Annotated in this window: 25 protein-coding genes; 7 read left to right on the forward strand and 18 right to left on the reverse strand. The window is 36.9% G+C overall.

Annotated features, from left to right (window positions below):
* Positions 1 to 5: 5 nt before the first annotated feature.
* Complete coding sequence (locus CSE16_RS10595; RefSeq protein WP_099423869.1) at positions 6 to 1127, reverse strand: AAA family ATPase; 1122 nt, start codon at positions 1125 to 1127, stop codon at positions 6 to 8.
* 288 nt (positions 1128 to 1415) lie between these two features.
* On the opposite strand from CSE16_RS10595, the gene CSE16_RS10600 reads away from it, so the two are divergent.
* The 3 genes from CSE16_RS10600 to yfkAB all read left to right on the forward strand — a co-directional run bounded on the left by CSE16_RS10600 (position 1416) and on the right by yfkAB (position 5931).
* The gene (locus CSE16_RS10600) at positions 1416 to 3353 is read left to right on the forward strand and encodes a right-handed parallel beta-helix repeat-containing protein (protein ID WP_099423870.1); all 1938 of its coding nucleotides are present in this window, start codon (positions 1416 to 1418) and stop codon (positions 3351 to 3353) included.
* Between the two features lie 510 nt (positions 3354 to 3863).
* Positions 3864 to 4601 (forward strand): DUF4184 family protein, encoded by a 738-nt coding sequence (locus tag CSE16_RS10605; protein WP_099423871.1) that lies wholly within the window; start codon positions 3864 to 3866, stop codon positions 4599 to 4601.
* 220 nt (positions 4602 to 4821) lie between these two features.
* A complete protein-coding gene (gene yfkAB, locus CSE16_RS10610; RefSeq protein WP_099423872.1) occupies positions 4822 to 5931 on the forward strand; it encodes a radical SAM/CxCxxxxC motif protein YfkAB in 1110 nt (369 codons plus the stop codon).
* Positions 5932 to 6114: 183 nt separating this feature from the next.
* Here the strand turns inward: yfkAB and CSE16_RS10615 are convergent, their stop codons facing one another.
* The gene (locus tag CSE16_RS10615; RefSeq protein ID WP_099423873.1) at positions 6115 to 7953 is read right to left on the reverse strand and encodes a GTPase; all 1839 of its coding nucleotides are present in this window, start codon (positions 7951 to 7953) and stop codon (positions 6115 to 6117) included.
* Between the two features lie 372 nt (positions 7954 to 8325).
* The gene (locus tag CSE16_RS10620; RefSeq protein ID WP_099423874.1) at positions 8326 to 8880 is read right to left on the reverse strand and encodes a DNA-3-methyladenine glycosylase I; all 555 of its coding nucleotides are present in this window, start codon (positions 8878 to 8880) and stop codon (positions 8326 to 8328) included.
* 113 nt (positions 8881 to 8993) lie between these two features.
* Between CSE16_RS10620 and CSE16_RS10625 the strand changes: the two genes are divergently transcribed.
* The 4 genes from CSE16_RS10625 (at position 8994) to CSE16_RS10640 (ending at position 11088) form a co-directional block, all read left to right on the forward strand.
* On the forward strand, positions 8994 to 9554 hold the full coding sequence (locus tag CSE16_RS10625) for a TetR/AcrR family transcriptional regulator (RefSeq protein WP_099423875.1): 561 nt from the start codon (positions 8994 to 8996) through the stop codon (positions 9552 to 9554).
* Positions 9555 to 9565: 11 nt separating this feature from the next.
* Positions 9566 to 9904: a DMT family transporter gene (locus CSE16_RS10630; protein ID WP_099423876.1), complete on the forward strand. Its 339-nt coding sequence runs from the start codon at positions 9566 to 9568 to the stop codon at positions 9902 to 9904.
* Positions 9904 to 10218, forward strand: coding sequence for a DMT family transporter (locus CSE16_RS10635; RefSeq protein WP_099423877.1), 315 nt, complete (start codon positions 9904 to 9906; stop codon positions 10216 to 10218). The genes CSE16_RS10630 and CSE16_RS10635 overlap by 1 nt, the downstream gene beginning before the upstream one ends.
* 486 nt (positions 10219 to 10704) lie before the next feature.
* Positions 10705 to 11088 carry a VOC family protein gene (locus CSE16_RS10640; RefSeq protein ID WP_099423878.1) on the forward strand — a complete coding sequence of 128 codons (384 nt, stop codon included), beginning with the start codon at positions 10705 to 10707 and terminating at the stop codon, positions 11086 to 11088.
* A 99-nt stretch (positions 11089 to 11187) separates the two neighbouring features.
* Here CSE16_RS10640 and CSE16_RS10645 read toward each other — a convergent pair whose 3' ends face one another.
* From CSE16_RS10645 to CSE16_RS10715, 15 genes are all read right to left on the reverse strand, one after another.
* Entirely contained in the window at positions 11188 to 12042 is an 855-nt protein-coding gene (locus CSE16_RS10645; RefSeq protein WP_099423879.1) for an anti-sigma-V factor RsiV, read from the reverse strand.
* Positions 12035 to 12538 carry an RNA polymerase sigma factor SigV gene (locus tag CSE16_RS10650; RefSeq protein ID WP_099423880.1) on the reverse strand — a complete coding sequence of 168 codons (504 nt, stop codon included), beginning with the start codon at positions 12536 to 12538 and terminating at the stop codon, positions 12035 to 12037. The genes CSE16_RS10645 and CSE16_RS10650 overlap by 8 nt, the downstream gene beginning before the upstream one ends.
* 257 nt (positions 12539 to 12795) lie before the next feature.
* Positions 12796 to 13245, reverse strand: a complete 450-nt coding sequence (locus CSE16_RS10655) for a nucleoside deaminase (protein ID WP_099423881.1) — start codon at positions 13243 to 13245, stop codon at positions 12796 to 12798.
* Positions 13246 to 13331: 86 nt separating this feature from the next.
* Positions 13332 to 14117, reverse strand: a complete 786-nt coding sequence (locus CSE16_RS10660; RefSeq protein ID WP_099423882.1) for a sulfite exporter TauE/SafE family protein — start codon at positions 14115 to 14117, stop codon at positions 13332 to 13334.
* A 60-nt stretch (positions 14118 to 14177) separates the two neighbouring features.
* Positions 14178 to 14405, reverse strand: a complete 228-nt coding sequence (locus tag CSE16_RS10665) for a sulfurtransferase TusA family protein (protein WP_099423883.1) — start codon at positions 14403 to 14405, stop codon at positions 14178 to 14180.
* Positions 14406 to 14571: 166 nt separating this feature from the next.
* The gene (locus CSE16_RS10670; RefSeq protein WP_099423884.1) at positions 14572 to 15699 is read right to left on the reverse strand and encodes an MBL fold metallo-hydrolase; all 1128 of its coding nucleotides are present in this window, start codon (positions 15697 to 15699) and stop codon (positions 14572 to 14574) included.
* A gap of 73 nt (positions 15700 to 15772) precedes the next feature.
* Complete coding sequence (locus CSE16_RS10675) at positions 15773 to 16168, reverse strand: DsrE/DsrF/DrsH-like family protein (RefSeq protein WP_099423885.1); 396 nt, start codon at positions 16166 to 16168, stop codon at positions 15773 to 15775.
* 28 nt (positions 16169 to 16196) lie between these two features.
* Positions 16197 to 16757 (reverse strand): sulfurtransferase TusA family protein, encoded by a 561-nt coding sequence (locus tag CSE16_RS10680; RefSeq protein WP_099423886.1) that lies wholly within the window; start codon positions 16755 to 16757, stop codon positions 16197 to 16199.
* A 90-nt stretch (positions 16758 to 16847) separates the two neighbouring features.
* On the reverse strand, positions 16848 to 17144 hold the full coding sequence (locus CSE16_RS10685) for a rhodanese-like domain-containing protein (RefSeq protein ID WP_099423887.1): 297 nt from the start codon (positions 17142 to 17144) through the stop codon (positions 16848 to 16850).
* Between the two features lie 181 nt (positions 17145 to 17325).
* Positions 17326 to 17667, reverse strand: coding sequence for a rhodanese-like domain-containing protein (locus CSE16_RS10690; protein WP_099423888.1), 342 nt, complete (start codon positions 17665 to 17667; stop codon positions 17326 to 17328).
* A gap of 11 nt (positions 17668 to 17678) precedes the next feature.
* On the reverse strand, positions 17679 to 18155 hold the full coding sequence (locus tag CSE16_RS10695; protein WP_099423889.1) for a DsrE/DsrF/DrsH-like family protein: 477 nt from the start codon (positions 18153 to 18155) through the stop codon (positions 17679 to 17681).
* A gap of 63 nt (positions 18156 to 18218) precedes the next feature.
* Complete coding sequence (locus CSE16_RS10700) at positions 18219 to 18479, reverse strand: metal-sensitive transcriptional regulator (protein ID WP_099423890.1); 261 nt, start codon at positions 18477 to 18479, stop codon at positions 18219 to 18221.
* A gap of 344 nt (positions 18480 to 18823) precedes the next feature.
* Positions 18824 to 19819 carry a HAMP domain-containing sensor histidine kinase gene (locus tag CSE16_RS10705; protein ID WP_099423891.1) on the reverse strand — a complete coding sequence of 332 codons (996 nt, stop codon included), beginning with the start codon at positions 19817 to 19819 and terminating at the stop codon, positions 18824 to 18826.
* Entirely contained in the window at positions 19816 to 20487 is a 672-nt protein-coding gene (locus CSE16_RS10710) for a response regulator transcription factor (protein ID WP_099423892.1), read from the reverse strand. Before CSE16_RS10710 ends, CSE16_RS10705 begins: the two co-directional genes overlap by 4 nt.
* Positions 20487 to 21473, reverse strand: coding sequence for an alpha/beta fold hydrolase (locus tag CSE16_RS10715; protein WP_099423893.1), 987 nt, complete (start codon positions 21471 to 21473; stop codon positions 20487 to 20489). Before CSE16_RS10715 ends, CSE16_RS10710 begins: the two co-directional genes overlap by 1 nt.
* Positions 21474 to 21862 lie beyond the last annotated feature (389 nt).

The following is a 21862-nucleotide window of genomic DNA, read 5'->3' on the forward strand; positions in this document are numbered from 1 at the left end:
CCCCCTTAAAACCCGATTACCTCTGACGTCATTTGGAGTAATCGTTTATGCATATCATTTTTTAATGTTTGCAATTCTGGACGATTCGGTACTTGGCGATTCATATTTTGCACTTCGATAAATAATGTTTTTCCTTGCATGAGAAGCTCGCTCAATGCTGTCCGCGCGAATGGGGTCTTGCTAAGCATCGTACTTTGCACATTCATTAAAATCCCCTCAAACTCATATTGTACACGGTGAATAAAGGTTTCGACTGTATCAAATGCGAGGTCATGAATTATTTCTTCGGTCGTCATTTTTTGATCAATCGTTTCCCATAATATATTCGATAAAATGAGTAAATCCTCTCGTTGTACTTCCATTCTTCCTGCTAAGTATGCCCTCGCTTTTAAAATAGATAATGATTGCTTAAAGCGGCGATCCGACGGGCGAATCCCCAAGTCAAAAAGACCCTGGCGTATTTTCGCAATCGTTTTGTAAATACTATCTGATATAGGAATACGCGAAACAAGTGCTTGGTGATTCGCAAGCTCCTGCAATGTCATTTTCGGAATGTGTTTAGGCTGCTCATCTTTAAGCATCGCAATAAAGTCCTCGTCTTCACGTATGGATGTCACTTCATAGCGCAATAAAAAACGGTCAAAAAGCGCTTCTAATCCTTCCCCTTCCTCGATATATTCATTCGAGGAGCCGACTAAGGTCATTAATGGAGAGGCAATGGGCAACCCGTTATTATAGTAAATACGTTCATTAATTAACGTTAATAAGGAATTTAAAATAGCCGAATTGGCCTTAAAAATTTCATCAATAAATGCAAAATTCGCTTCAGGCAACATATCACTCACATTGCGCTTGTAAATTCCTTGTTCTAAATCTTTCAATGATAATACCCCGAAAAGTTCTTCTGGTGTACTAAAGGGCGTCAATAAATGTTGAAAATAATGGCTTCCTTCCACCATTTTCCCGAGCATCGAGGACAACGCACTTTTCCCCGTGCCAGCTGGACCAATAAACAAAATATGTTGTTTTGAAAGAAGTGCGGTCAATAACGCTTCTATTTCAATTTCACGATCAAAAAATTTCTCATTTAAATGTTGCTGGATTACGAGTAATTGTTTATTTAACATCCGAAACGCTCCTTTCCGACCAAACACCAACTTCAAAGTGTCTAAAAAAATCTTGTTACCAAGTTTCACTTATTTAGTACGTTTTAAACATATATATGAATCATTGTATCCATTCATTATTATTCCCTTGCTTCCATTTTAATAAACAGCGCCGTTCTCACATATAAAAGTAAAACTGTAGGTAATTCGCTGTGACAAGGTATGGGTAGAAAATTTTCATCCACATGATTAATTTTGGTAAATTGAGTGAACATAAAAGGTAGGGCATGACGAGTAGGAGGTTTTTGTATGACGATGATTAAAGTATCCACTTCTATTTTTTCCAAAATAAAAACGGTAAAACGTGCATTGGAAAAAGCACAGCGAGGCGATCAGCTCCTTCTTGCTGGCGGTAAATATAAAGAAACCATTACAATCCATGAGCACGTAACGATTAGCGGACATTTAACGAATCCCGTTTTATTTGAAGGGGTCATGATCATACCAAAATTAGGCGAAGTGACTGTTGAGAATATGGCGATTTTCCCAACAATGCAAATGATTGTTGAAGGTGACATTACGTTCAATAACTGTGTATTTAATGGTTTATTAACGAACGTCATTTTATCGTTAAATGGCGGAAATGCGACGTTTGAAAACTGTACATTCTCAAATGCTACCGAAGTCGCGATTGCGTTAATCAATCATAGTCATGCATCTTTTGTAAATTGCACGTTTGATAATAATGAAAAAGCGCACCTAATAGTAGAAAATTCGACGGTTGCAATTACAAATAGCGAATTTTCAAATGCACGCCATGCGATATGGGCAAAATCGCAGTCGCATGTCACAACCGAAAATGTCATAATTCATCATCACACTGGCACTCAAATTATTCTTCAAAATGAATCCGGATTAACGGATTGTGGAAGTACGATTGAACATGGTGAAGGCAATGGGATATACGCAACCGAAAATGCATCGGTCACACTTTCAAAAACTACACTGCAACATCATCACTTGCCACAGCTTTGGATTCAAAAAAGTAAATTTCAGTTAGACCATTGCCAAATTCAGCATGGCAATGAATCCGGATTAATGCTACGGGAATACGCTGAAGGGACGGTTTCGAACACCCTTTTTTCTTCCCACAACATCGCGAATGTCCAGCTCACAATGGAATCTTTGCTTCATATGACCGACTGCCAAATCGTTCATTGCAAAGGGGTTGGCATACAAGTACGGGAAAAATCGATACTCAATTTTGTTCACACAACGTTTGCAGAGAACGACTTGTCGCAATTATTCGTCACGGAAAAGTCGATTTGCTCGTTAAAAGATTCAACCATTAAAGAAGGAAAACAAGTCGGAATTTTCGTTGATAAAGAGGCATCTGTATCCCTTGTCTCAAGTGTCCTAGCGAAAAACGACAATTCGGCTGTTACAGTCATTGGTGCGGAATTAGTAATGATGGAATGCGAATTAAGACAAAATAAAGGAAATGGGATACTCGCTGCCAATGAAGCGAATATAACGATTGAAAACTGTCAATTCCATGACAATCATATGCCACATATCGCGGGCAAAGAGCATGCAAGTGTGGCTATTCATAACAGTGAATTTACTGGTGGGAAGAGTATTTTTATGGTGGATGATTGCCGATTAGATGTACAGGATTCTATGTTTCAGAACGCATTAGGAACACAAATTGAACTCATTGGTCGGACAAAAGCAACGATTCATCGTTCAAAAGTTAGCGGAGGCACGGGTAATGCGATTAAAGCGCAAAATAATTCGTCCGTTCACATTTCAGAAAGCCAAATTTTAGATCATCAAATGCCCCAAATCGTCATAAATGATAGCTCACTCATTTTTAAAAATAGCGAGTTATTACAGGGCGAGCGAAATGGATTTATTATCGAAAATAATGCGGAGGCGTTCATCCAGGATTCTTTTATTTCCAACCATAAGTTTCCACAAATTTGGATTGACTTAGATTCCACAGTGGAGCTTTCCGCGACACAGGTGATTGAAGGACATGAATCCGATTTTTATGTACAAAATCGTTCTTTCCTGTACGCGACAGATTGCATCGTTCAAAATGATCGGTTCAATTATAATGTGCAAGCAATTAATCATTCTAAAATTGAACTCGTCCGAACGTCCGTTGAAAATTCAATGGGTGAAAAATTTTATAGCGAAAACAACAGCCACATTTCCCATACGTTTGATGAGGTAAATGATTGAATACTTGGGGTCACAAATTGTGATCCTTTTTTTATGCTTTTCTAAAATATATAAGTTAAACAAAAGATTCTATTCTATGGTTGTAAGTTTTTTATTATGAACTCTAATAGAGTGTGTACTTGTTTGGCTGGCTGAGCACATTAGTCACACAGCTTTGTGCAAGACCATCCTTTTTAAGGTTTGTCTTACTGGAGCTTTCTGGATATAGGGCGCCGCTACCATGGGAGGCGGCTGATTCTTATTCTAGATTTCCATTGCAATATTAAGTTATTTTCAAATGTTCAACACCCTTATATAGCGAAGGACAAATGTAATAATCAATATCATTGTTAATAATCAAAGAAAATCTGCAAACCCGACTGCAATGGTGATATAATTCTTTATTGATGCTGACTTTGAGCACAAGTGAACCCTTTCCTGTTCGTGTTCTATCAAAAAGTTCTTTCAGACAAGCAATGACGGTTCGCTCACATTAAACGAAGCGAAATAAACATGGAGGAGTTTATAGTAATGCCATTAACTTTTGCACATCCAGCAGCCGTATTACCATTCTCTAGAAAAAGCAAATACATACATTTTTCTGCATTAGTTTTAGGTAGTATGGCTCCTGATTTTGAATATTTTTTAAGGGGGCAACCAATCGGGGCAATTGGGCACACCTTTTCGGGATTTTTGTATTACAATCTCCCTCTCGTTGCATTTATTTACTTGATTTATCATTACTTTATTCATCAAACATTAATTAATCATTTGCCAGCGTTTCTACAAGACTCCTCTAAAAACCGTATACATACTAACAATGTATTAAAGGTAGTCATTTTTATTTATTCTGCATTGCTTGGTATGTTGACGCATGTCGCATGGGATTCTTTTACACATAAAAATGGTTATATGGTTCAAAAATTCCCAACGATTTTGGCAAACACGTTTACCATTGATCGTTTTGAAATCCCATTGTATAAATTTTTACAACATGGGGGGACATTATTCGGTCTAATTTTAATCGTTGGTTATGTGTATTTCAGGACTTTATCTCAAAAACAAAAAAAGATGAACATTCCTACGAAACAAAAGCTCACTTTTTGGTTATCTCTTATTCTTTTAACGCTATTCATCGTATTTTTCTGGTATGTTATAGACTATGTTTCGATTTTAAGCTATGGAATCGTTGTCGTTAGAATAATCGATTCATTTTTCATTAGTTTATTAATCATTTCATTATTTTATAAATTTATTCAAAAAAGATAGCAAACGAAGTGAATATCAGTAGACTTTCATTTGCAAAGTTAGTATTTTATGAGAAAATCAATTATGCCTCGGCATAATTGCGTCCAGATTTATTTCGGGCCTATCCGAAAAGCTCCCCTTAAAATCTGTGACATCCGCCGGAGGCTCTATCTTCATTCAGTTGGTGTCCAAACGCCTACTGAATAAAGATAGAAAGTTAGAAAGGAAGATTGTACAAATTATGACGACTTTAACTAAAATCACGCCAAGCTACGATCCGTGGGAAGCGTATTTAGATATCGAAAAACACGGACAAATGACCCTATCGAATATCGAATTTACAACGACGAATCTTTGTAATATGCGCTGTGCACATTGCGCTGTCGGTTACACCCTTCAAACGAAAGACCCAGACGCATTACCAATTGAATTAATTTTAAAGCGCTTAGACGAAATTCCACATTTACAAACGCTCTCCATTACAGGCGGCGAACCAATGATGAGTAAAAAGTCGATTCAAAATTATGTGTTACCGTTATTAAAATATGCTCATGAACGAGGCGTCCGAACACAGATGAACTCCAATTTAACAATCGAGGGCACGCGTTATTTAGAAATTGCACCGTATTTAGATGTGCTACATATTTCGCATAACTGGGGTACGATTGAAGAATTTGTGGAGACAGGCTTTGCTATGATGGATCGAAAACCAACTGTTGAGCAAAGAGCAGCACTGTTCCAACGCATGATTGATAATTCAAAAATGCTCGCTGAAAATGGTGTAATGGTATCCGCTGAAACGATGCTCAATAAAAAAACATTGCCTTATTTAGACCATATCCACCGCCAAATTGTGGAGGAAATGAAGTGTGCAAGACATGAAATACACCCGATGTACCCTTCCGATTTCGCTTCTGCACTTAGCTCGCTATCCCTAAATGAAACACGTGAAGCGATTCATCATATACTGGATGTTCGCGATGAAAATACGTGGATGTTATTTGGGACACTGCCATTCTACCCATGTAGTTCAAATGAGGAAGATCAAAAGTTATTAACGCGTCTTCGTGAAGCGAAAAACGTCACATTGCGCAATGATCCTGATGGACGCTCGCGTTTAAATATAAATATTTTTACAGGCGATGTGATCGTCACTGATTTTGGCGATACGCCTGCGCTTGGCAATATTCAAACCGATTCCCTACCAGCCGTTTTTGATAAATGGCTCACTACAGACCTTGCGAAAAGCTTGAATTGCCACTGTCCCGCTGTGAAGTGCTTAGGTCCAAATGTGTTAGTGAAAAATATGTATTATGAAAATGAAGCCTTTATTAGTGGTTCCGCCAAATAGATGAATGAAACAAAGCCGTCAGTAAGGAGATTATCCTGTACTGGCGGCTTTTATTTTTCATGAGAACGCTGCGTCGTGCGGCAACGACTGAGTGACCAACATCGTGTTGGCCCATACCCCCGGTGGATGTCACAGATTTATAGAGGAATTTTTCGTGCTTGCTCGAAAAAAATCTAAAATCAATTACGCCAAGCCGTAATTGATTTCAGTCGGCAATTCTGGCAGGTCGGACTTGACATCCGATTCCGTTAAGCTAAGACCGATTAATTTATATTTAGATTCAAATTCAAACTGAGTCATTAAGTCGTCTGGTTCTGGAATTGTGGAGCGCTTATACAATGCTTCATGCGTTAAATCTACCGCGCAAATGCAATCAATTGTATTGCGAATATGCTGTTTTTCCTGCTCGGAAAGTGGCAATTGCTCCCCTTCTATATAAGGTAATACCGCCTCTCGTAAAAAACCTTGTGCTTCCACAATACAATTAAATTCAGCTAACTTATCGACATAGGACTTTAATGAAACTCGTTCATTTTTTCGTTGAATATTTAAATCACTTAACTGTGTAATAATCGATTTTAATCGTTTGGCAGCAAGGTCATTTAATCGATTTTGCACCGCATATAAATTCTCGCAAACATATACCTCATATTTTTGAATCGCTTCTAATTTTTCAGTACATTGTTGTTGCATTTTATTAAGTGTCGCGATGCGTTCCTTTACGAACCCTGCAATTTCAGGTTCATTGATTGGGAAGGACAAAGATTTCCCCGTCATTTTTTTATATTGCTTTTCAAAACGCGTAAACTCCATCGAATATTCACCGTGCAACTTACGATAATCCCGCACGAATTGTTGATATAACGCCGCATTTCCTTCATATTTTTCAACTTGTGCATCTCGTAAATATAATTCACTTGCTAATTTTTGAAGCAATTGATATAACGTTTGAACGTTATGAAAGATGCCACTTACATTTTCATACTCTTCTTCATAGGAAGAAATCAGTGCCTTATCCCGCTGTTGGCGAGTGAACTCAAACTCTGCCTCGGAATTATAGCGTTCCACATTTTCAAATGCAGATAAATAAGGTTCGCGTGTTGGAATCATTTCAACCTCTTTGCGAAGTCGCTCCAACCAATGAATAAATTGTTCTGAAACATGACGTGTTTTCTTTACCTGATTACTTACGATGCGTTGAATTAATTGTGACAGCTCTGTAATACGTGAATCAATTAAAAGCTGCATATTATGCGTCTTTCGGGCTTCTAACGCCTGCTCTGCCGATACCGCTAACACGTCACCAATTAAATGCCCATAGCGTGCCTTTTCCGATGCAATAAATTGTGTAACATCTACATCAGCTTCGTCAATCCCATTTATAATAAAATGAGGCTCAATCGCAAAAGTTTTCATCTTCTTTAATAAATTGACTTCATCCTCCGTTGCAGGCGAACCATTTCGAAGTACCCAAAATACTTCATCCACTCGTTGTAGTAATGTTTGTGAAAAATAAGCAGTATTATTCGGACCTACTTCAAGTGCAACAGAATCAACAAGCGTGACGTCCTTTAATAAATCATGTTTAATATACACTTCAATATAATCTAAATGTTCACGAATTATTTGGGCACTAAACGTATCTGAAACGGTAATTAAATGCAGCTTCGAAATATCAAACGTGGCAATGACGCCATCTAAGAAAAAGGCTTTAATGCATTCCTGTTCACCAAACCGAATAAATGTACTAATATTCGTCGGTTGGCTATTACCCACTGTAAATAATGCACGTCCTAATAGACTGTTAATTAATGTTGTTTTTCCTACGCGTTCTTTCCCTAATAAGACCAACATAGGCTGACTTTCCGAATCATCAATCATTCGTTTAAGTCGACGTGTCGTATCTTTCACGTAAGAATTTTGCGATAAAATTAAATGTAATGGCTTTAGACGTTCAATCAATTGGTGCAAAGGTGGTGGATTTTCTTTAACAAGTGTTTCAATAGTTATTTCTTCAGTCATGTGCCATACTCCCCTACTACTTCATTACTTCAATTATAAGCGGGATCACTTTTTGTTGAAGGAGAAAATTGCGAAAAGAGCGAAAATTGAGTCATGCGACACAGTCATATTTTTCAAATTTAGGTATTAGTTCATAATGAAAGGAAGCGAATAACATTATTTTTTAACTTACTTCAGCGGAAATACCTACTCCAAAAGTAAGGAATGCATGCCAAGTATGCCTTGAATCCAGTGGGATTCATAACTTGCTGAATCAAGTGATGCCTTAGATTTTGAAATGGCGCTTTTCTAGCGAGTTCGAAAAAAATCTGGACAAGAGTTAGCCAAGGGGGAATTGATTAAAGTACTTGGCATAAATTGCTGTGTTATTCCCTATTTTCGACAGAGACAATCCGTCGTATGATCATTGACCATGCCAACTGCTTGCATAAAGGAGTAGCAAATCGTACTGCCTACAAATTTGAAGCCATCTTTTTTTAATTGTTTGCTCATGCGGTCACTAATTTCCGTCGTGATTGGTACTTCCGCAATACTTTTCCAATGATTGATGATCGGTTTTCCGTCTACAAAAGACCATATATAGTTGGAAAAGGAGCCGTGCTTTTGCTGCATCGCTAAAAAGGCATTGGCATTTGTAACGACACTTTGAATTTTTAAACGATTTCGTATGATTGCTGAATTTTCTTTTAATTCGGCCAATTTTACAGCATCATAGTGAATGATTTTTTCTGCATCAAATTGATCAAATGCTTGGCGGTACCCCTCTCTCTTTTTTAAAATTGTCAGCCAGCTTAGTCCTGCTTGCGCACCTTCTAAGCAAATCATTTCAAAAAGGTGGCGATCCTCATAAACAGGCACGCCCCATTCCTCGTCATGATACGCAACATAAATTGGTTCATCTAGTTTGACCCACGCACATCGATTCATTTTTACACCTCTTTTTTGGAAATAATAACCTCTTATACAATGTAAAGCATTAGCCTTGCAATAACAATCGCATTATGTTATTTTTAACTGACGAACGTTAGGAAGGTGATTAGTTGACCATTCAAAAAATTAAAGCTGCAGCATTCAAAAACTTTGCTGTAAATGGCTATAATGGCGGTTCATTAGCGCAAATTGCAGAAGAGGTTGGCATTAAAAAGCAATCCATCTATACGTATTTTAAAAGTAAAGATGAGCTTTATACGACCCTTTCAAAAGAAGCAATGGAATTCGAACTTGCCTTTGTCGAACAGTTCATCGAAGAAAATAAAAAGGAAGAGATGGAGGAGACTTTATTTCAACTTTTACATGCTTGCGAATTGCGCTATACCGGGCAAGATGTTACGAAATTCTTTTTACGGTCCTCTTTTTTTGTACCGCCGCATTTAGAAAAACAGCTTAACGGACACATTTATTTTTATTTAGACAGCCTTGAACAACAGTTTACGCACTATTTTAAGTTGCAATCGATCGCCGTTACCCCAAATGAAGCAGCCATTAGTTATTTAGCTTTGCTCGATAGCTTATTTGTTGAATTACTTTACGGGGGTCAAGCGCGCTTTGAAAAGAGATTGCACGCGAGCTGGACTGTATTTTATCGAGGACTAACAAATTGAGGTGAAACATCATGACGAAATATTGGCTACTTGTATTATTAGCTGGCCTAATTGAAATTATTTGGGCAATGGGTTTAAAATACGCGTCCACCATTTGGATGTGGGGCGGGGTCGTAGTACTTATTATCCTATCGTTTTATATTTTAATCTTAGCGAATGACAAACTTCCTGTCGCAACGGTTTATGCAGTATTTACCGGGATTGGAACCGCAGGAACGGTCATTGTGGAAACGATACTTTTCAACGAACCAATTAGTTTCTCAAAAATTGGATTTATTGCTCTTCTACTCGTTGGGGTTATCGGACTAAAACTTGTATCCGATGAACCACAAGAAACGAGGGATGCATAATGGCTTGGGTATATTTAATTTTTGCAGGATTATTTGAAGTTGGTGGCGTTATTGGTATGAATAAAGTAGTTCAAAAGCGTTCTATTGGAGCATTTGCTATTTTATTTGGTTCATTCACTTGTAGTTTTACATTGCTTGCGCTGGCCATGAAAACATTACCAATGGGGCTGTCCTATGCTGTTTGGACCGGCATTGGCACTGTGGGTGGCACATTGGTCGGGATGCTGTTTTATAAAGAATCAAAAAACTGGAAACGTATTTTATTTATTTCGTTTATCATAATTGCCGTTGTAGGACTTAAAGTAACGCAATAAGTTACTGACCATTTAAGCAGGATAAATAATATTACTTTAGAAAATACGCTGCCGTTCTGCTTAAAAGCAGTTACGATCAGCGTTTTTTTATTTGAGATTCTAAATTTTCTTCCATAAAGTACATCGTTCGCATGGGAGGTGATGATATTTTATCGAGTCTTCTTACTGGATTTTCATAGTAATGCCAAATTGCTGTTTTCTATGAATTCTAATATGGGTTAATTAGAAAAAAAATTTTCCTATCAAATAACTTCTTTAAATGGTGTAATTTTTATAGTTACCCAAGCGCTACTAAAGTAATTAAGAATTATAGTAGAAATTGTGTATTTATCTCGATAAAATGGTCAAGTTAATAAATTGTTTTTAATGGTTCTAAAAAAGGGTATTATAGGAACAGTACTTCTGACGAACGTGTTGTTTTTTTACTTACTGTCAGATTATTAGCCAGCACCATCCACCGAAAATTTCAAAGGAGGCAATAATAGTATGAATATCATTGTTACTAGTTTATTCGTGGAAGATCAAGAAAAGGCACTAAAGTTTTATACAGAAACGCTTGGATTTGTAAAAAAGCATGACGTTCCAAGTGGGAAATTTAGGTGGATTACGCTCGTCTCTTCTGAAAATCAAGGAGGCACCGAGCTTGTTCTTGAACCTAATGAGAATCCGACCGCCAAAAATTATCAAACAAATTTAGTTGCTCAGGGTATCCCAGCAACAATGTTTGGCGTTGAAGATATTCATGATGAGTACAAACGTTTATCTGAAAGCGGCGTAAAGTTTACTATGGAACCAACAAAAATGGGCGATTTCACAATAGCTGTCTTCGATGATACATGTGGCAATCTAATTCAAATAATACAGAAATAACTAATTGTTAACCTTAACCTGTTCTTAGATTGGGGTTATACATGTTTAAATAGAAAAGGGATGCGGTTTTAACTACTCCACATCCCTTTTTCTTATTTATTAATGAATATAAACATAGCTTACAAGCATTTCTTGAATCAATTCAGTTGGTATTTCAAATTTCACAAGCCCCATATAACCTGGTGCCACTTCATATTTATCAAAGGCAATGACTAATTTCCCTTGTTCGGTAATGAAGAAGTTTTGCTCTTTTGTAATTTCCTCAAATCCCATAGAGTCGGTTTCAACTAACCAATACGTAGATTCCCCATTTGTCTCGATCATTTCATCACGCATTTGTTGCTGAATATATTCACTTATAGCAGGGATATAACTCGCATCTTTAAATAGGCTCGGTAATGTTAGGGCGATTTGTTTCTCTTTATCAATCGTTGTGTACTGCATAACTGTTGAAGACGAACCAACCGTATTCACAACATAGCGCCCCATCGACAGCAATTGATCAGTATCCGTTTCAACGATGTATCCACTATCAATCCCTAAATGTCCTCCGTCCATATAGCTTATTTCCTCTGTAAATTCCTCGTATAAAGCTTTACCTTCCGCCTCAAATTGCGCATTTAAGGCCTGGATTTCGTCAGAATCTCCCGTAATTTGTGGCACTTTAATATTCGCCTCATAATTCCCGTCTTTCACTTCATATTCAGTAAATGTTAATACTTCAACGACAGCAGAAAGCACCGGAATTTGGGCTAAACTTTTTGCCATGGCTGGACTCGCATTAATACCTCCAATAAAAATTATGCTCGCCGCAGCGGCAGAACCAAGTAACCAGCTCACTTTATTACGTTTTTTCGGTTTGCGTTTTAAACTGTTTTCAATGACCTCATCCAACTCTTTTGGGATTGGCACATCCTCGTATTGCTTTTTTATTTTTTTTAATTTGTCATCCATATTCCTTGCTCCCTTCATCACTTAATTCAATTTTTAATAATTTTAATGCCTTATAAAGTCTAGATTTTGCTGTACTTAATGGGATGTTTAAAATAATGGCTACATCTTCTAATTTTAAATCCTCAAAATACCTTAAAATAATGACTTCCCTTAAAGGTAAAGGTAAGTGATCCATCGCATTTTCTAAATCAACATCCTCATATGTATCTTGCTGCTGAGGTGATAAGTACTTAAGTTTTTCATCATCCATCACTTGAATGCGTTTCATCTTACGTAAAAAATCAATTGCAGTACGGGCAATAATTTGAAATAACCAACTTTTCATTTGCGCTTTTTTTTCAAGCGTATGGAGTGATAGCCATGCTTTTTGAATGCTGTCTTGGATGATATCAAGCGCATCCTGTTCATTTTTGACATAGCTATAAGCGAATAAGTATAGTTGTTTTTTGTTGTCCCGCACGAAATCAGTGAACAATTGTTCTAATTTAACATCCATGTCAAAGTTCCTCTCTTTTATTTGTCGACAATTATAAGACGGTTGAGCGGTAGGAAAAAGTTTAAACAACAACAAAAATACTATTAATTACTTGAATTAATAGTAGGCTTCCAAAAACAAAAGGAATAATAGTGAATTCATTTGTCATTATAAAATCTTAGGGATACAAAAAATCCCCGATAATTTTACTGTCAGTAAAATTTCGAGGATTTCTGTGTTTAGAGGAGGTTTTGTAACATCCTCACTTTGTCCAATGATTATTTACTTTCCCATACCTTCATCGGGCTTTGTTGTTCGCTTTCTAATGGTATTTGTTGCATAGAGACGGTGCGTTCAGCTCGGTCTTTTTTTAATTCATTGTAAATAAATTTTGATTTATCTAGTCCAACTTTTGCTGCTTGCTTAACGGATTCGCAATAATAAATATCCTTTATATTCGCAAAATACATCGCACTTAAGCACATCGCACATGGTTCACCACTTGCATACATCGTAAAACCAGATAAATCATTCGTTTGTAATTGCTGTTGTGCGCGGCGAATTGCTAATAATTCTGCATGTCCACTTACATCATGGACAACATGAAGCTCATTCACACCTTCTGCAATGATTTGTTCATCCATTACGAGTACTGCGCCAAACGGTTGTCCACCTTCTTGAACATTTGCGATTGCTAATTGCACCGCTCGCTCCATAAATTGTTTCATTCTCGTTGCCCCCTATTCATTATATGGCAATCATAACAAATATTGAGTTTGCTAGAAAGTGGCTAGATACCCATGGAAAAATGAAATTAAAGTAGAATATCCGTCCAAATTTTAATCGCTGTTGCGGCAATTAGGATTGCTAAAAAGCTTTGAAGCACTTTCGTATTCATTGTTTTCCCCATTTTTGCGCCGAGTGGGGCTGCTAAAATACTAGCAATAATCATTATAAATGCTGGCCAATATTCCACTTGCCCTGTCATCAATTTCCCGACACTTCCACCAATGGATGAAATAAATGTGACGGCTAAACTTGTGGCTATCGTCATACGCGTTGGAATTTTTAATACAGTGAGCATGATCGGTACGAGTAAAAAACCTCCTGCTGCCCCGACAATTCCCGAACACATACCTACAACAAGCGCTAAGCCTGCTGCAAGTGGTTTATTAAATGTCACTTCATTTAACGGTTGATCATCCAGCTGTTTTTTTGGTACAAACATCATCACGGCCGCGATTAGTGCAAGCGTGCCGTAAACGATATTCACCGCTTCTTCCGACAAAAATCCTGAACCATAACTACCGATGAAGCTACCGACTAAAATTGCTCCTCCCATATAAATAATTAACTGTTTATTTAATAAGCCACCTTTACGATAAGCCCATACGCCTGCCATCGATGCAAAAAGCACTTGCACCGCGCTAATTCCTGATACTTCGTGTGCGGTAAATGATGCGAGTCCGAATATTGGTGGAATGTATAACAGCATCGGGTATTTAATAATAGAGCCTCCAACACCTAGCATCCCCGATACAAATGAACCGACAAAACCGATGGCGAAAATAACTAAAATATACGTAATGGTGAAATCCATCTTTTGTTACCTTCCTTCTATTAGAAAAAGCGAGTAGTACGTGCTACTCGCTATTTTCATTTATGCTTTTTGAATATAAAAATAAATGACACCATCTACTTCTTTTTGTTCTAAAATTGTATGACTGCCAGCTTTTGACCAAGCAGCAAAGTCATTAATTGCACCTTTATCTGTTACTAAAACTTCTAAAATTTCACCCGAGTTCAAAGTATCAATCGCCTTTTTTGTACGTACGATTGGCATAGGACAAGCAAAGCCTTTTGCGTCTAATGTTTGTGTTATATTCATAATAAATTCCTCTTTTCGTTTTGATTTGTTTTGTAAGCGATTTTCGATTTTTCCGTGTATTACGGTTGCATGCCTTATGAGCGCAAGGCATGCATTGGTATAACATTTCAATTTAGATTACTACTCGTGGAACAAATGCGTTGCAATGCTTTTGTGATCAACGGTGTTAACGCACAGCACAACGATTCGGTCCAATCTCCATTTCCGTTTGCTCTTCATCAGATGGTGTGATTTTCCCCATATTCACATGGCGAATTTCTTGGTACGCATTTGGCTGTGGTGGTAAATTATCCGTTACCATTGAACGGAATATCGCCTCGTCCTCCACATTTAAACCGTGATTTTCCGCGAATAAGTCACCTAAACGTTTCGACACAGTTCCGTCTTCATTTAACTCTTCAATGATCATGAAGTGTGCAGGTAATACGATTAAATCCTTCGCTAATGTACGGTAACGTTTATATAATGTTTCGCGTAAATCACCAACCCAGTCCTCTGCCAAGCCCGCTAAGTCTGGACGACCAATCGAATCGATAAATAAAATATCACCTGTTAATAAATATTTGTGATCGACAACGAACGATGTTGAGCCAATTGTGTGACCTGGTGAATAAAGTGCACCTACATCAATTTTCGAAGCACCGATCTGTACAGTTAAACCATCTTCTAATTTTGTATAGTCAAATACGACTTCTTTTGCATCTTTTTCTGGTAAGTAATACGTTGCACCTGTTACCTCTGCAATTTGACGACCGCCAGAAATATGATCTGCGTGTAAATGCGTATCAAATACATGCGTAATTATCACATTTTTTTCTTCAGCAAATTTCGTAAATACTTCAGTAAAGCGGACTGCGTCGATTAATGCCGCTTCTCCTTCAGAAATGACCATGTAAGAAAGACAACCTTTCCCTAAGCGCACGAATTGGTATAGTTCCCCTCCATTTTGAAGACCGCCTACCTTAATTGGCTCTAGGTACATCGACCAAGATTTCATCCCCCCTTCTAAATACGCCACTTCACGACCAGCCTCTGATAGCATTTCAGCGATCATAATAGAAGAGCCTTCCTTTGCACAAACGACTAATACGTCTTTATTTGTAGGTATTTCAGATAAAACTTCTTCTACTCCGTCTAATAAATCGAAGTAAGGAATGTTTAAATAGTCAAATTGGTGACCATCGATTTTCCAGTCTTCAAATGCATCTGCATTACGCACGTCTAAAATGAATAATTCTTGATTATCGATTACTTTACGCGCTACATCTGCCGCCGTCCATTTAGCTACTGTCATGTAGAATTACCTCCGCAGGTATTATTTTTTGGATTTTTTTGCAGTGAGCAAACTTTCACTCACTGCCTTTTCATTAGAACGTTAACGCTGGCGCTGCATCTTTCGCAAATTCTAGGAATGTTACTGCGCCGCCCACTTCAATATCTTCAACGAAATCCGTTTTGGTTAAGCCCATTACGTCCATTGTCATTTGGCATGCGATAAATTTAACGCCTAATTGTTGTGCCATTTCAACTAATTGTGAAATGGATGGTACGTTTGCATCTGCAAAACCTTGTGCAAAATGCTCTTTACCCGCTGGCATTTTTAATACATGCATTGCTTGCTTATGGATTAAGTTTAATCCTTCAAAAGTAAAGAAAATTTGTACTTCCTTTTCAGTAGCTGCCGCTGCTGTTGCAATATTGAATACTTTATACGCATCGAATAATCCACCGTTAGATGCGATGATTGCCACTTTGTTTGACATTATCAATTCCTCCTATGATTTAATACTATTAAATAGATGTTTCTAATTCGCCAGTCCAGCCGGTCATTCCTGGTAGTACATTGTAAACCTTTGTATAGCCTGCGTTTGCTAAAGTTTGTGCGCCCATATCAGAACGTGTACCTGTACGGCAAATGACATAAATTTCTTGATCCATGTCGAGTTCCTTCATGCGTGCTTCTAGCTCACCAATTGGCATAGAAACGGCACCTGAAACGTGACCGAATGCATATTCAGCTGCTTCACGAACATCTAGTACGATGCCTTTTTTCCCAACGATATCTTCATTTGAAATCGTTTGTTCGAATGTTTTTTCAGCCACTTCACTCGTTTCAGGATTGCATTTACGAATGTAATGAATCAGAACGTCGCCGTCTTCCGTTGTGCCGATATATTGATGGCCAACTGTTTTAGACCATGCAGCTAAATCCGCTTTTGAGCCTTTATCTGTTGCTAGCACTTCTAAAACCTGGCCTTCAGTTAACTCATTCATCGCCTTTTTTGTGCGAACGATCGGCATTGGACATGCTAAACCCTTTGCATCCAATTGCATATCTGCTTTAATTGCCATTATATTCTCTCCTAAATACCGCATGGGGTATGTTTTTATTTATAATTTACTCCAGATGTACGAAACATCTGGAGATTTTTAACTAGAAAATCATTTCACTTCTCCAGCCCAATTAAGCATGCCACCTGTCATATTTGTTACATCATAGCCTTGTGCGTCTAAAATTGATGTAGCTTGACCACTGCGCCCTCCAGAACGACAAACCATTACATACGCTTTACTTTTATCAAGTTCATGCATACGGAATTCTAATAATCCAAGTGGAATATTAACGATACCTGGAATATGCCCTTCTTGTACCTCGCCCACTTCACGTACGTCGATTAAATGGATTTGTTCCCCAGCTTCTAAACGTTGCTGTAGTTCTGTTGTTGTCATTGATTTCAATTTCATTTCCTCCTATCAATTACGCCTCGGCGTAATTGCGTCCAGATTTTTTTCGAGCTTGCTCGAAAGCACTCACAAAAAATCTGTGACATCCGCCGGGGTTCGAATCCCCACTGAATAAATTTGTATATTTAACATTCATCCCTCACTTATAGAAGTAGGAACCTTCTGCTGAAGCAAGTTAAAAGGCACTCATGCCGCCACGGACATTTGTTACTTTTTCATACCCCAATTTTTTTAACTGTTTGCACGCTTGACTTGAGCGTATGCCACTTTGACAAATAACAACGATTTCCTTATCTTTTGGCACTTTCGAAAAATCTGAACCTAATGGCATATTTTTAAATTGCTTAATGTTACGCCCTTTAAATTCAGCTGGTGTACGCACATCAAGGAAATATTTATCTTTGTCATTTAAAATGGTTTTGAGTTCGCTCGTAGAAATTGCTTTCGTTCCTTTAGCTGGTTTCATTCTCCAAACGAAGAAGGCGACAACTATTGCAATAATAATGAGTGTTTCCATAGGTTCCTCCTTTAAATGAACAGGTTGACTGTACCTTCTTCAGCATCAGCTAAATACGCGGCGACTCCTGCATAATCGATATTATCAATTAGTTCTTCTTGTTGAAGTCCTAGTAAATCCATTGTCATCGTACATGTTACAAGTTTTATGTCTTGCTCTTGAGCCATATCGATCAGCTGCGTTAAAGTTAGTGCATTATGCTTTTTCATCACATGCTTGATCATTTTAGGACCCATGCCCAACATTTGCATTTTAGATAAACCTAATTTTTCAGCACCTTTTGGCATCATTTTAGCGAACATTTTTTCTAAGAACCCTTTTTTCACTTCTTCTGACTCTTGTTTACGCAATGCATTAATTCCCCAGAATGTATGGAAGATTGTTACTTCATGATCATAGGCTGCTGCACCATTCGCAATAATGTAAGCGGCCATCGCTTTATCGTAATCTCCACTAAATAAAACGATTGTCGTTCTTTTCTTTTCCATTCCTTCCTCCTGTACCCATATACCCGTATAGGTATAATTTTTGTGAAAAATATATAGCCGAGGTTATCGACTTTTTATAACTAAATCCATCGCTTGCTGGACGACTGTATTCAGCTGTGCCTCGTCACCTTCCGCATTGACGACACAATCCATTAAATTGTTTGTTACAATGACACCGATTGTCCGGTCAACACCGGAACGAATAGCACTGAGCTGTGTAATGACTTCCTTACAATCTTGTTCTTCTTCCATCATACGAAGTACTCCACGAAGCTGCCCTTCAATTCTATTTAAGCGATGAGAAACTTTTGGATCATATTGCAATGTCCTCACCCTTTCTTCAAAAGCGTATTGCTCTTGCTTACATGACTTATAATATACCCCGCAAGGTATAATGTCAACGGCAAAGAATCATTTTTTATTTTCTTTTTATTGCGAGTTGAATTTTCTTTTTAATGAGGACAAAATTAAAAGACCTGCCAGTCTGAAAATTAACGAATGCAGATCTTCTTGTATTCTTCTTCATGATTTGGGCAGTAGGATCCGTAACAACACCGGTGCGGAATCTCATTTGAATGACTCCAACATGATTTCATCCTCCTCACGAATTTCCGCACCATTCGTATAGTTTAATGTCCATACTTCCCGCAGCAGTGCGCGTGTATTGTTCATTTACCAGGTTTCTGTATTCTATAAATAGTCCCATTTTCATTCGACTGTACAGTATAGTTTATATTGAGAATTCTTGTGATATCCTCAATAATCTTTAATCCTAGCCCCTCATGTTTACGATTAACATCAAAACCAATACCATTATCACTTAAAATAACAACATTATTTTCAATGCTCACCTCAAGTTTGGTAGCTTTTGCATGCTTCAATGTATTTTGAAAAATGTTATCAAATATCCTTTGTATCCATAGCTCGCTACTCGTCCATATCAAACCTTTATTTACTGGTTGATATATTAATTCAATATCATGGATACTATACAAATAACTCCACTTTTTAAGCATGGTTTCTACTAAATCATTTAGGTTAACTTCATCATTCAAAATATATGAACTTTCTAACGTATCTGTGTTTTGTATATTAAATTCATTCGTTAAATCAGCAATATATTGTATTTGTTGATAGAGTGAATCTAGTATCGGTGCTGAAAGTGTATATTGACCTTCTAAATAAAATAATTGTAATTTGATAGCTGTTAACGGTGTATTGATGTCGTGCCTTAATTTGTTTAGCAGCTCTTTTTGTATTTCTGCTTGTTGCTTCATTTCCAACTCTCTATACGTTGTTCTTTCGATTAATACATTGACCGACCGGATAAGTTCTCCTATTTCATCATTATTGGTAACCTCTAATGTACTTGGAATCTTTTCATCACTTGCTAAATCGCGAATCGTTGTATTCAATATATTAATTTTATTTAGGAGTGCGTTAATCGATTTCGAAAACAACAAGGCTAATAATAAAAGCGATAGACAGAATACGACTAGCATTGTGGGATAAGCAAAAGATTCATGAAATGGAATACCCTTGTTTTTCGTTTTAAAAACAACTTCATAAATGATTGACATAAAAACACTAATTGCTAGTAATAACAACGGCACACTGATAATGGCTGAGAGTAATAATAGCCGATATTTCTTTTTTAGTTTCATTTCTTCTTATAGGTATTTAATCTATACCCTTCTCCATATATATTTTGAAGTATTTCACCTGAGTTATCATTGATTTTTGTTCTGATTTTTTTCATGTGAACATTCACGATATTTTGATTTCTATCTTCGAGAGGCCATAAATATTCAAAGAAATGATCCTTCGTCAAAATTCTATCCCTATTTTCATATAAATAGAAAAATATCTTTCGTTCAATGGCAGTAAAGGCAACTTCATTATGCAGACTTTCGCTGAACACCCTTCTAAGCTCAGCATCAATAGATAAATGTCTTATTTGTGTAAATGTACCATATTGGTTTTCGAGCATTTTCTTTATTCTTAAAAGAAGTTCTCTAGGATCGAAAGGCTTACTCATATAATCCTCTCCAATTGTCAAACCTTGTAGTTTACTCTCCATATCATTGCGGGCAGATAGAAAAATAATCGGAATATTTAATCCTAGCTTTTTTATTTTCTTGGTCATTTGATAGCCATCATCACCTGGCAACATTACATCCATAATGACTAAATCCATCTTATGAATGATATCAAGCACTTCTTTTCCATCTGATTTCCAACATACATGGTATCCTTCGCGTTGCAAAATTTTTTGCAATAAATCGCCAATCATTACATCGTCTTCAACAACTAAAATATTGTATTCTTTCATCACATAGGCCTTTCATTTTTTTTAATAAATTTGGTAGACAGCTTATAAATCTCTTCTGGCTCGTATAAATAAATGCTGTGCGTACCTTCAATTTTTATAACATCTGCTACATTTAATTGTTCTGCAAATTCTTCATAATCTTTACTTTTTTGCTTTGTATATTTCGAATTTTTATTTTGATCAGCAACCGCATCTAAAAATAAGATAGGTGTTTCCTTTGGTATCGGTAGGTTAACCGATTTTTTGCTATTTTCGTAACTCTGTAAAAGCTCTTGCACCATATCATCATTAAAGGTTTGCTTAAAGGATAGCGCTTTATAGAGTTCTTTTTCATGATCAGTTAAAAAATCTTGCTCGATCACTTCAGGATTAAAAGTAGTAGAAGGAAAAAGTCGATGAACACCAATTTTGGTTAACATATTGATGCCTCTTACGGCTAATGAATCAACTAGGCCCATTTTATGTGTTACATATTGATGCGGTAAACCAATATCCAATGCAATAATACTTTTCACTTCATCTGGATATTTTTGAGCCCAGTAAATTGCTTCCAATCCTGATAACGAGTGTGGCACTAAAACGTACGGGGGGTTATTTCCACTTTGAATGAGTACTTTTCGAGTTTGCTCTAGTATTTTATCAATGTCTCGACCATCGTTAGAAACATCACTATAGCCATATCCTGCTCTTTCAACAACAGCAATCTTATTTTCTTGTGAAAACTTGCTATAAAGGCCCTTCATTTCATAAACAGGCGCAGCAATCCCGGAACCCGACATAAATACATACGTGTCCTTACCATTACCTTCATTATAAACGTTAATATTTTTATTATTTACATTAACGAGGGTTCCCTTACTTTTAATAAGTGTTGCTTCTTTTCCTAACTGATAATTATGATAAATAAAAATCGATACTAACCCAAGCAAGATGGTGGCAATAAACAACACAGCTATTTTCTTTATCACTCTCAATACTTTTTTCATAGACTACTCCTTTCAGTTTATAATAATAAGAATAAAATATAAAAATAAATTTCTAATTAATTTTTATATCTTTACTGAAATTTACAGACTAAAAAAGCATCGATTGTTATATGTATGCAAAAAATGCCGACATTGAAATGGATGTCGCATCTTTGATTTAGATTTCAACGGATTTACTTTACCTACGCTGTACACTTAGTTCGAAATCTATCATAAATGCACCCGTGTACGATACTAGCATTATGCCTAATACGACATAAAAAAAAGATTCCCTATGCAAGATTGATCTCACATAGGATTCCCTCTAGTTCAAACATTTTTAATTCAAATTTATTATCCGCGGCTAATTGTCACAATAGCATTGCCCTTAGAAAGTTCGTTTACACGGT

This window comes from Solibacillus sp. R5-41 (assembly GCF_002736105.1).
GTDB lineage: Bacteria > Bacillota > Bacilli > Bacillales_A > Planococcaceae > Solibacillus.

What these genes read in the sequence shown, in the direction of transcription:
- CSE16_RS10595 (WP_099423869.1), bottom strand. Translation starts at nt 1,127, where the DNA reads ATGTTAAATAAACAATTACTCGTAATCCAGCAACATTTAAATGAGAAA.
- CSE16_RS10600 (WP_099423870.1), top strand. Translation starts at nt 1,416, where the DNA reads ATGACGATGATTAAAGTATCCACTTCTATTTTTTCCAAAATAAAAACG.
- CSE16_RS10605 (WP_099423871.1), top strand. Translation starts at nt 3,864, where the DNA reads ATGCCATTAACTTTTGCACATCCAGCAGCCGTATTACCATTCTCTAGA.
- yfkAB (WP_099423872.1), top strand. Translation starts at nt 4,822, where the DNA reads ATGACGACTTTAACTAAAATCACGCCAAGCTACGATCCGTGGGAAGCG.
- CSE16_RS10615 (WP_099423873.1), bottom strand. Translation starts at nt 7,953, where the DNA reads ATGACTGAAGAAATAACTATTGAAACACTTGTTAAAGAAAATCCACCA.
- CSE16_RS10620 (WP_099423874.1), bottom strand. Translation starts at nt 8,880, where the DNA reads ATGAATCGATGTGCGTGGGTCAAACTAGATGAACCAATTTATGTTGCG.
- CSE16_RS10630 (WP_099423876.1), top strand. Translation starts at nt 9,566, where the DNA reads ATGACGAAATATTGGCTACTTGTATTATTAGCTGGCCTAATTGAAATT.
- CSE16_RS10635 (WP_099423877.1), top strand. Translation starts at nt 9,904, where the DNA reads ATGGCTTGGGTATATTTAATTTTTGCAGGATTATTTGAAGTTGGTGGC.
- CSE16_RS10640 (WP_099423878.1), top strand. Translation starts at nt 10,705, where the DNA reads ATGAATATCATTGTTACTAGTTTATTCGTGGAAGATCAAGAAAAGGCA.
- CSE16_RS10645 (WP_099423879.1), bottom strand. Translation starts at nt 12,042, where the DNA reads ATGGATGACAAATTAAAAAAAATAAAAAAGCAATACGAGGATGTGCCA.
- CSE16_RS10650 (WP_099423880.1), bottom strand. Translation starts at nt 12,538, where the DNA reads ATGGATGTTAAATTAGAACAATTGTTCACTGATTTCGTGCGGGACAAC.
- CSE16_RS10655 (WP_099423881.1), bottom strand. Translation starts at nt 13,245, where the DNA reads ATGAAACAATTTATGGAGCGAGCGGTGCAATTAGCAATCGCAAATGTT.
- CSE16_RS10660 (WP_099423882.1), bottom strand. Translation starts at nt 14,117, where the DNA reads ATGGATTTCACCATTACGTATATTTTAGTTATTTTCGCCATCGGTTTT.
- CSE16_RS10665 (WP_099423883.1), bottom strand. Translation starts at nt 14,405, where the DNA reads ATGAATATAACACAAACATTAGACGCAAAAGGCTTTGCTTGTCCTATG.
- CSE16_RS10670 (WP_099423884.1), bottom strand. Translation starts at nt 15,699, where the DNA reads ATGACAGTAGCTAAATGGACGGCGGCAGATGTAGCGCGTAAAGTAATC.
- CSE16_RS10675 (WP_099423885.1), bottom strand. Translation starts at nt 16,168, where the DNA reads ATGTCAAACAAAGTGGCAATCATCGCATCTAACGGTGGATTATTCGAT.
- CSE16_RS10680 (WP_099423886.1), bottom strand. Translation starts at nt 16,757, where the DNA reads ATGGCAATTAAAGCAGATATGCAATTGGATGCAAAGGGTTTAGCATGT.
- CSE16_RS10690 (WP_099423888.1), bottom strand. Translation starts at nt 17,667, where the DNA reads ATGGAAACACTCATTATTATTGCAATAGTTGTCGCCTTCTTCGTTTGG.
- CSE16_RS10695 (WP_099423889.1), bottom strand. Translation starts at nt 18,155, where the DNA reads ATGGAAAAGAAAAGAACGACAATCGTTTTATTTAGTGGAGATTACGAT.
- CSE16_RS10705 (WP_099423891.1), bottom strand. Translation starts at nt 19,819, where the DNA reads ATGAAACTAAAAAAGAAATATCGGCTATTATTACTCTCAGCCATTATC.
- CSE16_RS10710 (WP_099423892.1), bottom strand. Translation starts at nt 20,487, where the DNA reads ATGAAAGAATACAATATTTTAGTTGTTGAAGACGATGTAATGATTGGC.
- CSE16_RS10715 (WP_099423893.1), bottom strand. Translation starts at nt 21,473, where the DNA reads ATGAAAAAAGTATTGAGAGTGATAAAGAAAATAGCTGTGTTGTTTATT.